This is a genomic window from Streptomyces sp. NPDC101194, from assembly GCF_044767885.1.
GTDB lineage: Bacteria > Actinomycetota > Actinomycetes > Streptomycetales > Streptomycetaceae > Streptomyces.
This window is the reverse complement of sequence record NZ_JBIWOS010000001.1, coordinates 1,316,357-1,328,268: the sequence shown is the minus strand read 5'-3', so window position 1 is coordinate 1,328,268 and position 11,912 is coordinate 1,316,357. Positions and strand designations below refer to the sequence as shown.

Here is an 11,912-nt window from a genome sequence, read left to right as displayed (position 1 = left end):
TCAGGACTCCTGGGTGACGGAGACGAGCACATCGTCCCCTTCGATCTTGACGGGGTATACGGGGACGGGGCGCGTCGCGGGAAGACCGGACGGCTTGCCGGTGCGGAGGTCGAAGCTGGAGCCGTGCAGCCAGCACTCGATCATGCAGTCCTCGACCTCTCCCTCGGACAGTGAGACGTTCGCGTGCGAGCAGATGTCGTTGATCGCGAACACCTCGCCCTCGGTGCGGACGACGGACACCGGAATGCCGTCGAGCTCCACCCGCTTCGGGGTGTCGTCCTCCAGCTCGCTCAGCGCACAGGCTTTGACAAAGGCCATCAGACGGACGCCTTCAGCTCGGCCTCGATCTTGTCGAGCAGCCGCGCCTCGACGTCCGGCAGCCCGATCTGCTGGACCAGTTCGGCGAAGAAGCCGCGCACGACCAGCCGACGGGCCTCCTCGGCCGGGATGCCGCGGGACATCAGGTAGAAGAGCTGCTCGTCGTCGAAGCGGCCGGTCGCGGAGGCGTGGCCGGCGCCCACGATCTCGCCGGTCTCGATCTCCAGGTTCGGCACCGAGTCGACCCGCGCGCCGTCGGTGAGGACGAGGTTGCGGTTCATCTCGTAGGTGTCGGTGCCCTCGGCACTGGCCCGGATGAGGACGTCACCGATCCACACCGCGTGCGCGTCGTCGCCCTGGAGCGCGCCCTTGTAGGCGGCGTTGGACTTGCAGTGCGGGGTGTTGTGGTCGACCAGGAGACGGTGCTCCTGGTGCTGGCCCCTGTCGGTGAAGTACAGGCCGAAGAGCTCGGCCTCGCCGCCGGTGCCCGCGTAGCTGACGCGCGGGTGGAGACGGACGAGGTCACCGCCGAAGGTGACGACGATCGACTTGAACGAGGCGTCCCGGCCGACCAGCGCGTTGTGCTGACCGACGTGGACCGCGTTCTCGTCCCAGTCCTGCACGGAGACGACGGTGAGCTTCGCGCCGTCGCCGAGGACGTAGTCCACGTTGGCGGCGAGCACCGCGTCACCGGTGTGGTCGATGACGACGACGGCCTCGGCGAAGGCGCCCAGCTCGACGACCTGGTGACCGTAGGCCACACCGCCCTCGCCGTGCACCGCGATGCGGATCGGCTCGGTGAGCACGGCCTCCTTGGCGACCGTGACGACGGACGCCTGCTCGAAGGACGTGTACGCCTGGGCGGCGACGCGGTCCACCGGGGTGCCGGCCTTCCCGAGCCGGGAGTCGTCGCGGCCGACGGTCTCGACCGTGACGCCCTCGGGGGCCTCGATCGCGACCTTCACGGCGCCGCCGGTGGCGACGGCCGTGCCGTCGTGCAGTCCGCGCAGCCGCTCCAGCGGCGTGAACCGCCACTCCTCCTCACGACCGTGCGGGACGGGGAAGTCCGCGACGTCGAAGGACGGGGGCGCGCTCATGCGCGTGGCGACGGTCGACTCGGCGGCCACCGCGATGGATCCGGTGGTGGTGGAACCCGCCGGAGGGGGTCCCCCCGCTCGAACGGAGCCGAGAGTGGGGGAGTTCTGGGCCTCAGCCATGGCTGTCGTAGTGCTCGCTTTCTCTGTCAAAAGTCGGGGGGTTCGGTGTCGGGCCGTGCTAGCCGACCGAACCCTCCATCTGCAGCTCGATCAGCCGGTTGAGCTCGAGGGCGTACTCCATCGGCAGCTCCTTCGCGATCGGTTCGACGAAGCCGCGCACGATCATCGCCATCGCCTCGAACTCCGTCAGGCCACGGCTCATCAGGTAGAAGAGCTGGTCCTCGGAGACCTTGGAGACGGTGGCCTCGTGCCCCATCGACACGTCGTCCTCGCGGACGTCGACGTACGGGTAGGTGTCGGAGCGCGAGATGGTGTCGACCAGCAGGGCGTCGCACAGGACGTTGGACTTCGCGCCCGGCGCGCCTTCGCCGATCTCGATCAGACCGCGGTAGGACGTACGGCCGCCGCCTCGCGCCACCGACTTGGAGACGATGTTGGAGGAGGTGTTCGGCGCCATGTGGACCATCTTGGCGCCGGCGTCCTGGTGCTGGCCCTCGCCCGCGAAGGCGATGGACAGGGTCTCGCCCTTGGCGTGCTCGCCCATCAGGTAGACGGCCGGGTACTTCATGGTGACCTTGGAGCCGATGTTGCCGTCGACCCACTCCATGGTCGCGCCCTCGTAGGCCACGGCGCGCTTGGTGACCAGGTTGTAGACGTTGTTCGACCAGTTCTGGATCGTCGTGTAGCGGCAGCGGCCGCCCTTCTTCACGATGATCTCGACGACCGCGGAGTGCAGCGAGTCGGAGGAGTAGATCGGGGCGGTGCAGCCCTCGACGTAGTGGACGTAGGCGTCCTCGTCGACGATGATCAGCGTCCGCTCGAACTGGCCCATGTTCTCCGTGTTGATACGGAAGTAGGCCTGCAGCGGGATGTCGACGTGGACACCCTTGGGCACGTAGATGAACGAGCCGCCGGACCACACGGCCGAGTTCAGCGAGGCGAACTTGTTGTCGCCGACCGGGATGACGGTGCCGAAGTACTCCTTGAAGAGCTCCGGGTGCTCCTTCAGCGCGGTGTCGGTGTCCAGGAAGATGACGCCCTGCTCCTCCAGGTCCTCGCGGATCTGGTGGTAGACGACCTCGGACTCGTACTGCGCGGCGACACCGGCGACCAGGCGCTGCTTCTCCGCCTCCGGGATGCCGAGCTTGTCGTAGGTGTTCTTGATGTCCTCGGGCAGGTCCTCCCAGGACTCCGCCTGCTTCTCCGTGGACCGCACGAAGTACTTGATGTTGTCGAAGTCGATGCCCGACAGGTCGGAGCCCCAGTTCGGCATGGGCTTCTTGTCGAAGAGCCTGAGGCCCTTGAGGCGCAGCTTCAGCATCCACTCGGGCTCGTTCTTCTTCGCCGAGATGTCGCGGACGACCTCCTCGGAGAGCCCGCGCTTGGCTGCGGCGCCTGCCGCGTCGGAGTCGGCCCAGCCGAATTCGTACGTGCCCAGACCCTCGAGCTCAGGGTGGGCAGTCTCCGTAGGGAGCGTCATGCGGGGTTCCTCCCGGCCGTGCTTGCAGATGCTGAATTGATGGTCTGTGGTGCTGAGTGGCCGCTGCGCGGAATGTACGTCGTACACACACCGTCGCCGTGGGCGATGGTGGCCAGACGCTGTACATGTGTCCCGAGGAGGCTGGAGAAGAACTCCGTCTCCGCCTCGCACAGCTGCGGATACTGCTCGGCGACATGAGCGACCGGGCAGTGGTGCTGGCACAGCTGTTCACCCTGCTGCGGGCCGGGCGCGCTACGCGCCGTAGCAGCGTACCCGTCGGCGGACAAGGCCTTGGCCAACGCCTCCGTGCGCGCCTCGGGGTCGGCGGCCTCGATCGCCGAGCGGTAGGCCTCGGACTGGGCCGCGATCCTGGCCCGCGCGAAAGCGACGACCGCTTCGTCGCCCGAGGTCTCGGCGATCCACCGCAGGGCGTCCGCCGCGAGCTTGTCGTAGGACTGGTCGAAGGCGTCGCGCCCGCAGTCCGTCAGCGCGAACACCTTGGCCGGCCGGCCCCGGGTCCGCGCCCCGTACACCCGCTGCTCACGGGCCTCGACGACCCCGTCGGAGACAAGGGCGTCGAGATGGCGGCGGACGGCGGCCTGGGTCAGGCCGAGGCGCTTCGCCAGATCGGCGACCGTGGACGGGCCGTGGTCCAGGATGGAGCGCGCGACCCGGTTGCGCGTCGAGCGCTCGCCGGTCGCGAGTTCCTCCTGCGGAGCCTCGCCAACGTTTTTCACAACGCCATTGTTGCGTAATTCGCCGGGCCCTGACAACCACGGTCCGAAACGATCTACGGTGCGGTTCATCACTTAGGGTTACCTAATTCGGCCCCGCGACCCGGCGTCGTTCCGCCCCTGCCTACACTTACCGGCCATGAAGAGCGAGTCCGTCGTACAGGTCAGGAACCTGGTGAAGCGGTACGGCCCCAAGACCGCTGTGGACGGCCTCGACCTGTGTGTACGCACCGGCACCGTCACCGCCGTCCTCGGCCCCAACGGCGCCGGCAAGACCACCACCATCGAAACCTGCGAGGGGTACCGCCGTCCGGACGGCGGAACGGTGAAGGTCCTCGGCCTCGACCCGGTCGCCGACGCCGCGGAGCTGCGCCCCCGGATCGGTGTGATGCTCCAGTCGGGCGGTGTCTACTCCGGTGCCCGCGCCGACGAGATGCTCCGGCACATGGCGAAGCTCCACGCCCATCCGCTGGACGTCGACGCGCTGATCGAGCGCCTGGGCCTCGGCAGCTGCGGCCGGACGACCTACCGCCGGCTCTCCGGCGGCCAGCAGCAACGACTCGCCCTGGCGATGGCCGTCGTCGGCCGCCCCGAGCTGGTCTTCCTGGACGAGCCGACCGCCGGCCTCGATCCGCAGGCCCGCCGCTCCACCTGGGACCTCGTGCGCGAGCTGCGCGCCGACGGTGTGTCGACCGTCCTGACCACCCACTTCATGGACGAGGCCGAGGAGCTCGCCGACGACGTCGCCGTCATCGACGCGGGCAAGGTCATCGCCCAGGGCAGCCCCGAGACGCTCTGCCGCGGCGGCGCCGAGAACACCCTGCGCTTCACCGGCCGGCCCGGTCTCGACCTGGGTTCCCTCCTGAAAGCACTGCCCGACGGCTCGGAGGCGGCGGAGCTCACCCCGGGCACGTACCGCATCACCGGCGACGTCGACCCCCAGCTGCTGGCCACCGTCACCTCTTGGTGCGCGCAGCGCGGAGTGATGCCGTCCGGCATCTCCGTCGAGCGGCACACCCTGGAGGACGTCTTCCTGGAACTGACCGGCAAGGAGCTGCGCGCATGAGCGCCGGTACGTACACCCCGCGGCCGGGCGCCGCCCCGCTCTCCCGCATGATCGCCACGCAGACCGCGCTGGAGACGCGGATGCTGCTGCGCAACGGGGAGCAGCTGCTGCTGACCGTGATCATCCCGACGCTGCTGCTGGTGCTGTTCAGCGCGGTCGACATCGTGGACACGGGCGAGGGCAGGTCGGTCGACTTCCTGACACCCGGCATCCTCGCGCTCGCCGTGATGTCCACGGCCTTCACCGGCCAGGCCATCGCCACCGGTTTCGAGCGGCGGTACGGGGTGCTCAAGCGGCTGGCCGCCTCGCCGCTGCCCCGTTGGGCGCTGATGGCCGCCAAGACGCTCGCGGTGCTCGTCACCGAGGTGTTGCAGGTGGTGCTGCTCACGGTGATCGCGTTCGCGCTGGGCTGGTCGCCCCACGGCAACCCCTTCGCCGTCCTGCTGCTGCTCGTGCTCGGCACCGCGGCCTTCTCCGGGCTCGGTCTGCTGATGGCCGGGACGCTGAAGGCGGAGGCGACGCTCGCCGCGGCCAATCTGGTCTTTCTGCTGCTGCTGGTCGGCGGCGGGATCGTCGTGCCCCTCGACAAGTTCCCGGACGCCGTGCAGTCGGCGCTGGGCCTGCTGCCGATCGCGGCCCTGTCGGACGGGCTGCGCGACGTGCTCCAGCACGGCGCGTCGATGCCGTGGGGCGACCTCGGCGTCCTCGTGGTGTGGGCTGTGCTCGGGCTGGGCGCGGCGGCCAGGTTCTTCCGCTGGGAGTGAGCCCGCGGCGCGCCGCGGAGCCGGTTCGGGGTAACTCGTCCCCCTCGTGAAAGCTTGCACAAGCCGCCGCCTACGATGGTGCACGTGCCCAAGCTGACCCGAGCCGAAGTCGCTCAAGCCGCGCGGAACCCGCTTCTCTTCATCGCCGAGCGATGGACTCCGTCCCCCCGTACGGTGCGCCGTGCGGCCATGTCGGCCGTCGTCATGGCCGTGCTCATCGTCGTGACCGGCGGCGCGGTGCGGCTGACCGGCTCCGGCCTCGGCTGTCCGACCTGGCCCAAGTGCACCGACGAGAGCCTCACGGCGACCAGCGAGATGGGCCTCCACGGCGTCATCGAGTTCGGCAACCGGATGCTGACGTACGTCCTGTGCGCGGCCGTCGGGTGGGCGATCATCGCCGCCCGGTCCGCGAAGCCCTGGCGGCACAGCCTCACCCGGCTCGGCTGGACGCAGTTCTGGGTGGTCATGGGCAACGCGGTGCTCGGCGGCATCGTGGTGCTGGTCGGCCTCAACCCGTACACCGTCGCGGCGCACTTCCTGCTGTCCACGGCGCTGCTCACCGTCGCGATGGTGACCTGGCAGCGGGTCCGCGAGGGTGACTCCGCGCCGCGTCCGCTGGTGGGCAAGGCGGTGTCGCAGCTGGCCTGGCTGCTCGCGGTCGTGGCGGGGCTGCTGATCGCGGTCGGCACGGTCGTCACCGGCGCCGGACGGCACGCGGGTGACTCCAGCGACGTCCACCGCATCCCGATCGACTGGAAGATGATCACGCAGCTGCACGCCGATCTGGCCTGGGCCGTGGTGGCGCTCACCGTGGCCCTCTGGTTCGTGCTGAAGGCCGTGGACGCGCCCATCGGCCCGCTCCACCGTGCCCGTGACCTCTTCCTGGTGCTGATGGGGCAGGGCGTCATCGGTTACGTCCAGTACTTCACCGACACCCCCGAGATCCTCGTCGGCCTGCACATGTTCGGCTCGTGCCTGGTGTGGATCGCGGTCGTGCGGGTGCTGCTGTCGCTGCGTGAGCGCCCGGTGGCCGTCGCCCCGGTGTCCGGCCCCGCAGTCGAGCAGCCTCAGCCCGCCGCTGCGGGCTGAGCTCCGGGCGCCCGGACGCCCTCCTCACACGTCGATCGCCGGACGGACCTGTACGCGGGTCCGTCCGGCGATCGGCGTACGAGGGTCCGTCCGGTCAGGCCTTGTCGGAGGGGCCGCCCACCTGGATGCCCGCCATTCGCGTCCACTCGTACGGGCCGGTACGCACCTTCGCGGCGAACTCCCCGTCGAAGGACTCGTGCATCGTGATCCCGGCCTTCTGCGCGGCGCTCTCGGCGACCGCGTACGACGGGGCCACCAGATCGCCCCAGCCACCGTCCTCGCCCACGAGAACGATGCGGGTGCCCATCTGCCCGATGTAGGCGAGCTGGCCCTCCGCGCCGCCGTGCGCCTTGGCGAAGGCACCGATCTGCTTGGCGAGCCTGGCCGCCCTGCGCTCCGCGCGGGCCGCCTGCTTGCCGCTCTCCACCTGGGTCTCTGCCGTCTCTGCCATGGTCAGGATGCTACCGATGGGTAGAACGACGTGCGACGGGCGGGGCACGTGGCATGGACCACGTACCCCGCCCGTCGGCAGGAGTCGAAGAAGTGCGACTACCTCAGGAAGGGGTCGACCGCCACGGCGACGAAGAGCAGCGACACGTAGGTGATCGACCAGTGGAACAGCCGCATCTCCTTGAGCTTCGCGCCGCTCACCCCGGCCTTGGCCCGGTTCTGCAGGCCGTGCGCCTCCCAGAGCCAGAAACCGCCGGTCAGCAGCGCCACCACCGTGTAGAACCAGCCGGTGTAACCGAGCGGGGTCAGCAGCAGCGAGACGGCGACCATCACCCAGCTGTAGAGGACGATCTGGCGGGCCACCACCCGGTTGGAGGCGATGACCGGGAGCATCGGCACGCCGACCCTGGCGTAGTCGTCCTTGACCTTCATCGACAGCGGCCAGTAGTGCGGCGGCGTCCAGAAGAAGATGACAGCGAAGAGGACGACCGCGGCCCAGGACATCGAGTTGGTCACGGCGGACCAGCCGATGAGGACCGGCATGCAGCCGGCGATGCCGCCCCAGACGATGTTCTGCGAGGTGCGGCGCTTGAGCAGCATCGTGTAGCCGACGACGTAGAACAGCAGCGCGCCGAGCGCGAGCGCGGCCGACAGCCAGTTGACGAGCAGTCCGAACCAGACCGTGGAGATCACCGCGAGGGTGATACCGAAGGCCAGGCACTCACGCGGGCTCACCATGCCGGTGACCAGCGGGCGCTGCGAGGTACGGTCCATCAGCGCGTCGATGTCGCGGTCGATGTACATGTTCAGCGCGTTGGCACCACCAGCGGAGAGATATCCCCCGATGGTGGTGGTGAGAACGAGCCACAGATCGGGCACACCCTGAGCGGCCAGGAACATCACCGGAACAGTGGTGATCAGCAACAGCTCGATGATCCGAGGCTTGGTCAGCGCCACGAATGCCTTGACACGGGCCCCGAACGGGCGGTGGCCCCCCGGGCTGGGAGTCAAGGCGACCCCTGCGGGTCGGGACTCGACGGCCGTCACGCACACCCCTGACAGAGAAATCCCAGCAAGCTCCGGGCGTGAGAGCCCGGTAAAGACTTGCGCGAACCAGACCACTGTAGACGTTGGCGGACAGGCCACCCTTCGCGGGGGTGGGGTCGTGTTGAAGTGGCGCGGAGGCACGGCGTCCGGCCCCTCGGAGTGCCGGGGGAGCAGAGGCGTGCCCGCGCCGGCCGGAGCGACGGGGGAGCCGGGAGACGGCACGCGGAGGACACCGATAAGAGGACAAGCCGGTCGATGCGCATCAGTAGGAGGATGCGCTCATCGGAGGGCGCATCGGTTACAGGGCGCGCTCATCGGAGGGCCCAGAAGTGAGCCGTTGCGCTCATACGGGAGGCGAACTCCGCAGGCCGCCTGCACCCTGGAAAGCAGCCGGAAAATGCTTGTTCCGACGGGGGTAGGCTCGACAACGCCCGGTGCGGTCACAGTCACCGGTTTTCAAACAGTGGAGAGGAGCCCTGACTCAGGGTGAGCACCAAGCCGACCACCACAGATCTCCAGTGGACCGAATTGGACCAGCGGGCCGTGGACACTGTCCGCGTCCTTGCCGCCGACGCCGTACAGAAGGTCGGAAACGGCCACCCGGGCACGGCGATGAGCCTGGCTCCCGCCGCGTACACCCTCTTCCAGAAGGTGATGCGGCACGACCCCGCCGACGCGGAGTGGACCGGACGCGACCGGTTCGTGCTCTCCGCGGGTCACAGCAGCCTGACCCTCTACATCCAGCTCTACCTGGCCGGCTACGGCCTGGAGCTCGATGACCTCAAGGCTTTCCGCACCTGGGGCTCGAAGACCCCCGGTCACCCGGAGTACGGCCACACCACCGGCGTCGAGACGACCACGGGCCCGCTGGGCCAGGGTGTCGCCAACGCCGTCGGCATGGCGATGGCCGCCCGTTACGAGCGCGGCCTGTTCGACCCGGAGGCGGCCCCCGGCACCTCCCCGTTCGACCACATGGTCTGGGTCGTCGCCGGTGACGGCTGCCTCCAGGAGGGCATCTCCGCGGAGGCGTCCTCGCTGGCCGGCCACCAGAAGCTCGGCAACCTGGTCCTGCTGTGGGACGACAACCACATCTCCATCGAGGGCGACACGGAGACCGCGGTCTCCGAGGACACCCTGAAGCGTTACGAGGCGTACGGCTGGCACGTCCAGCGCGTCGACCAGCTGCCCAGCGGCGACCTGGACCCGGCGGGTCTGTACGAGGCGCTGCAGGCCGCCAAGGCCGAGACCGAGCGCCCCTCGTTCATCGCGGCCCGCTCGATCATCGCCTGGCCCGCCCCGAACGCCCAGAACACCGAGGCCTCGCACGGCTCGGCGCTCGGGGCCGAAGAGGTCGCCGCGACGAAGAAGGTCCTCGGCTTCGACCCGGAGAAGTCCTTCGAGGTCTCCGACGAGGTCATCTCCCACACCCGTGAGGCGCTGGACCGCGGCCGTGAGGCCAAGGCCGAGTGGGAGAAGTCCCTCGCCGCCTGGCGCACCGCCAACCCGGAGCGCGCCGCCGAGTTCGACCGGATCTCCGCGGGCGAACTGCCCACGGGCTGGGAGGACAGGCTTCCGGTCTTCGAGCCGGGCAAGAGCGTCGCGACCCGTGCCGCCTCCGGCAAGGTTCTCCAGTCGCTCGGCGAGGTCATCCCCGAGCTGTGGGGCGGCTCCGCCGACCTCGCGGGCTCGAACAACACGACGATCGACAAGACGTCGTCGTTCCTCCCGGTGGGCAACCCGCTGCCCGGTGCCGACCCCTACGGCCGCACGATCCACTTCGGTATCCGCGAGCACGCCATGGCCGCGGCCATGAACGGCATCGCGCTGCACGGCCACACCCGCATCTACGGCGGCACGTTCCTGGTCTTCTCCGACTACATGCGCAACGCCGTTCGGCTGTCCGCGCTGATGCACCTGCCGGTGACGTACGTGTGGACGCACGACTCGATCGGTCTCGGCGAGGACGGCCCGACCCACCAGCCGGTGGAGCACCTGGCCTCGCTGCGCGCCATCCCGGGCCTGAACATCGTCCGCCCGGCCGACGCCAACGAGACCTCCATCGCCTGGCGCGAGATCCTGCGCCGTTACACCAAGGTGTTCGGCAAGGGGGCCCCGCACGGTCTGGCGCTGACCCGACAGGGCGTGCCGACCTACGAGGCGAACGAGGACGCGGCCAAGGGCGGCTACGTGCTCTTCGAGGCCGAAGGGCCCGATGGGCAGAACGCGGCGCCCCAGGTCCTCCTGATCGGTACGGGCTCCGAGGTGCACCTCGCCGTCGAGGCGCGCGAGGAACTGCAGGCGGCCGGCATCCCGACCCGGGTGGTGTCGATGCCGTCGGTCGAGTGGTTCGAGGAGCAGGACCAGGCCTACAAGGACAGCGTTCTGCCGCCGTCCGTGAAGGCCCGGGTGGCGGTCGAGGCCGGTATCGGTCTGACCTGGCACCGTTACGTGGGAGACGTCGGCCGGATCGTCTCGCTGGAGCACTTCGGTGCCTCGGCCGACGCCAAGGTCCTCTTCCGTGAGTTCGGCTTCACCGGCGAGCACGTCGCCGCCGCAGCGCGGGAATCTCTCGCCGCCGCCACGCGCTGACGCCGTTATACGACTAGTAGGAGATGCAATTCTCATGACAGACGCACTCAAGCGCCTCTCCGACGAGGGCGTGGCGATCTGGCTCGATGACCTGTCGCGCAAGCGGATCACCTCGGGCAACCTCGCCGAGCTGATCGACGAGCAGCACGTCGTGGGCGTCACCACCAACCCGTCGATCTTCCAGAAGGCGATCTCGCACGGCGACGGCTACGAGCAGCAGCTCACCGACCTCGCCACCCGCAAGGTCACCGTCGACGAGGCCATCCGCATGATCACGACGGCCGACGTACGGGACGCGGCGGACATCCTGCGTCCGGTCTTCGACGCCACGGACGGCCAGGACGGCCGGGTCTCCATCGAGGTCGACCCGCGTCTGGCGCACCGCACCGCCGCCACCGTCGCCGAGGCCAAGCAGCTGGCGTGGCTGGTGGACCGGCCCAACACGCTCATCAAGATCCCGGCGACGAAGGCCGGTCTCCCGGCGATCACCGAGGTCATCGGCAAGGGCATCAGCGTCAACGTCACGCTGATCTTCTCGCTGGAGCGCTACCGCGAGGTCATGGACGCCTACCTGGCGGGTCTGGAGAAGGCGAAGGCCGCGGGCCTGGACCTCTCCAAGATCCACTCGGTGGCCTCCTTCTTCGTGTCCCGCGTGGACTCCGAGATCGACAAGCGTCTCGACGCGATCGGCACCGATGAGGCCAAGGCCCTCAAGGGCAAGGCGGCACTCGCCAACGCCAGGCTCGCCTACCAGGCGTACGAGGAGGTCTTCGGCTCGGAGCGCTGGGCCGCCCTGGACAAGGCGCAGGCCAACAAGCAGCGTCCGCTGTGGGCCTCGACCGGCGTCAAGGACCCCGCGTACAAGGACACCCTGTACGTCGTCGACCTGGTCGCCCCCGGCACGGTGAACACCATGCCCGAGGCCACTCTGGACGCCACGGCGGACCACGGGCAGATCACCGGCAACACCATCGCCGGCACCTACGAGCAGGCCCGTGCCGAGCTCGACGCGGTCGCGAAGCTCGGGATCTCCTACGACGACGTCGTCCAGCTTCTCGAGGACGAGGGCGTCGAGAAGTTCGAGGCGTCCTGGATCGACCTGCTCAACTCGACCGAGGCGGAGCTCAAGCGCCTCGCCCCTTCGGAGGGCTGACCACA

General features: G+C 69.2%; 11 protein-coding genes. 5 read left to right on the top strand and 6 right to left on the bottom strand.

Annotated elements, in window-relative coordinates:
- The 4 genes from ACIRP2_RS05865 to ACIRP2_RS05850 are packed head-to-tail and all read right to left on the bottom strand — an operon-like array spanning nt 1 to nt 3,752.
- Nucleotides 1-318 carry a bifunctional 3-phenylpropionate/cinnamic acid dioxygenase ferredoxin subunit gene (locus tag ACIRP2_RS05865; protein WP_093899509.1) on the bottom strand — a complete coding sequence of 106 codons (318 nt, stop codon included), beginning with the start codon at nt 316-318 and terminating at the stop codon, nt 1-3.
- Nucleotides 318-1,535, bottom strand: a complete 1,218-nt coding sequence (gene sufD / locus ACIRP2_RS05860) for a Fe-S cluster assembly protein SufD (RefSeq protein WP_404246879.1) — start codon at nt 1,533-1,535, stop codon at nt 318-320. Before sufD ends, ACIRP2_RS05865 begins: the two co-directional genes overlap by 1 nt.
- Before the next feature lie 58 nt (nt 1,536-1,593).
- Complete coding sequence (gene sufB / locus ACIRP2_RS05855; RefSeq protein ID WP_266736472.1) at nt 1,594-3,015, bottom strand: Fe-S cluster assembly protein SufB; 1,422 nt, start codon at nt 3,013-3,015, stop codon at nt 1,594-1,596.
- A complete protein-coding gene (locus ACIRP2_RS05850) occupies nt 3,012-3,752 on the bottom strand; it encodes a helix-turn-helix transcriptional regulator (RefSeq protein WP_404246877.1) in 741 nt (246 codons plus the stop codon). The genes sufB and ACIRP2_RS05850 overlap by 4 nt, the downstream gene beginning before the upstream one ends.
- A 136-nt stretch (nt 3,753-3,888) precedes the next feature.
- Between ACIRP2_RS05850 and ACIRP2_RS05845 the strand changes: the two genes are divergently transcribed.
- From ACIRP2_RS05845 to ACIRP2_RS05835, 3 genes are all read left to right on the top strand, one after another.
- A complete protein-coding gene (locus tag ACIRP2_RS05845) occupies nt 3,889-4,815 on the top strand; it encodes an ABC transporter ATP-binding protein (protein ID WP_404246875.1) in 927 nt (308 codons plus the stop codon).
- Nucleotides 4,812-5,579, top strand: coding sequence for an ABC transporter permease (locus tag ACIRP2_RS05840; RefSeq protein WP_404246873.1), 768 nt, complete (start codon nt 4,812-4,814; stop codon nt 5,577-5,579). The genes ACIRP2_RS05845 and ACIRP2_RS05840 overlap by 4 nt, the downstream gene beginning before the upstream one ends.
- A 75-nt stretch (nt 5,580-5,654) precedes the next feature.
- Nucleotides 5,655-6,668: a heme A synthase gene (locus ACIRP2_RS05835; RefSeq protein ID WP_404246871.1), complete on the top strand. Its 1,014-nt coding sequence runs from the start codon at nt 5,655-5,657 to the stop codon at nt 6,666-6,668.
- 94 nt (nt 6,669-6,762) lie between these two features.
- Here ACIRP2_RS05835 and ACIRP2_RS05830 read toward each other — a convergent pair whose 3' ends face one another.
- Together ACIRP2_RS05830 and ACIRP2_RS05825 are read right to left on the bottom strand one after the other, a co-directional pair.
- Complete coding sequence (locus tag ACIRP2_RS05830) at nt 6,763-7,119, bottom strand: hypothetical protein (RefSeq protein ID WP_404246869.1); 357 nt, start codon at nt 7,117-7,119, stop codon at nt 6,763-6,765.
- Between the two features lie 98 nt (nt 7,120-7,217).
- Nucleotides 7,218-8,171, bottom strand: a complete 954-nt coding sequence (locus tag ACIRP2_RS05825) for a heme o synthase (RefSeq protein WP_404246867.1) — start codon at nt 8,169-8,171, stop codon at nt 7,218-7,220.
- Nucleotides 8,172-8,651: 480 nt separating this feature from the next.
- Here ACIRP2_RS05825 and tkt point away from each other — a divergent pair, with 480 nt between their 5' ends.
- Both tkt and tal read left to right on the top strand, forming a co-directional pair.
- Nucleotides 8,652-10,754: a transketolase gene (gene tkt / locus ACIRP2_RS05820; protein WP_404246865.1), complete on the top strand. Its 2,103-nt coding sequence runs from the start codon at nt 8,652-8,654 to the stop codon at nt 10,752-10,754.
- Nucleotides 10,755-10,788: 34 nt separating this feature from the next.
- Nucleotides 10,789-11,907 (top strand): transaldolase, encoded by a 1,119-nt coding sequence (tal, locus tag ACIRP2_RS05815; protein WP_404246863.1) that lies wholly within the window; start codon nt 10,789-10,791, stop codon nt 11,905-11,907.
- The last annotated feature ends 5 nt before the right edge of the window (nt 11,908-11,912 follow it).

Bases quoted from the DNA above. Each gene is read 5' to 3' on its own strand.
- ACIRP2_RS05865 (WP_093899509.1), bottom strand. From the start codon at position 318: ATGGCCTTTGTCAAAGCCTGTGCGCTGAGCGAGCTGGAGGACGACACC.
- sufD (WP_404246879.1), bottom strand. From the start codon at position 1,535: ATGGCTGAGGCCCAGAACTCCCCCACTCTCGGCTCCGTTCGAGCGGGG.
- sufB (WP_266736472.1), bottom strand. From the start codon at position 3,015: ATGACGCTCCCTACGGAGACTGCCCACCCTGAGCTCGAGGGTCTGGGC.
- ACIRP2_RS05845 (WP_404246875.1), top strand. From the start codon at position 3,889: ATGAAGAGCGAGTCCGTCGTACAGGTCAGGAACCTGGTGAAGCGGTAC.
- ACIRP2_RS05840 (WP_404246873.1), top strand. From the start codon at position 4,812: ATGAGCGCCGGTACGTACACCCCGCGGCCGGGCGCCGCCCCGCTCTCC.
- ACIRP2_RS05835 (WP_404246871.1), top strand. From the start codon at position 5,655: ATGGTGCACGTGCCCAAGCTGACCCGAGCCGAAGTCGCTCAAGCCGCG.
- ACIRP2_RS05830 (WP_404246869.1), bottom strand. From the start codon at position 7,119: ATGGCAGAGACGGCAGAGACCCAGGTGGAGAGCGGCAAGCAGGCGGCC.
- tal (WP_404246863.1), top strand. From the start codon at position 10,789: ATGACAGACGCACTCAAGCGCCTCTCCGACGAGGGCGTGGCGATCTGG.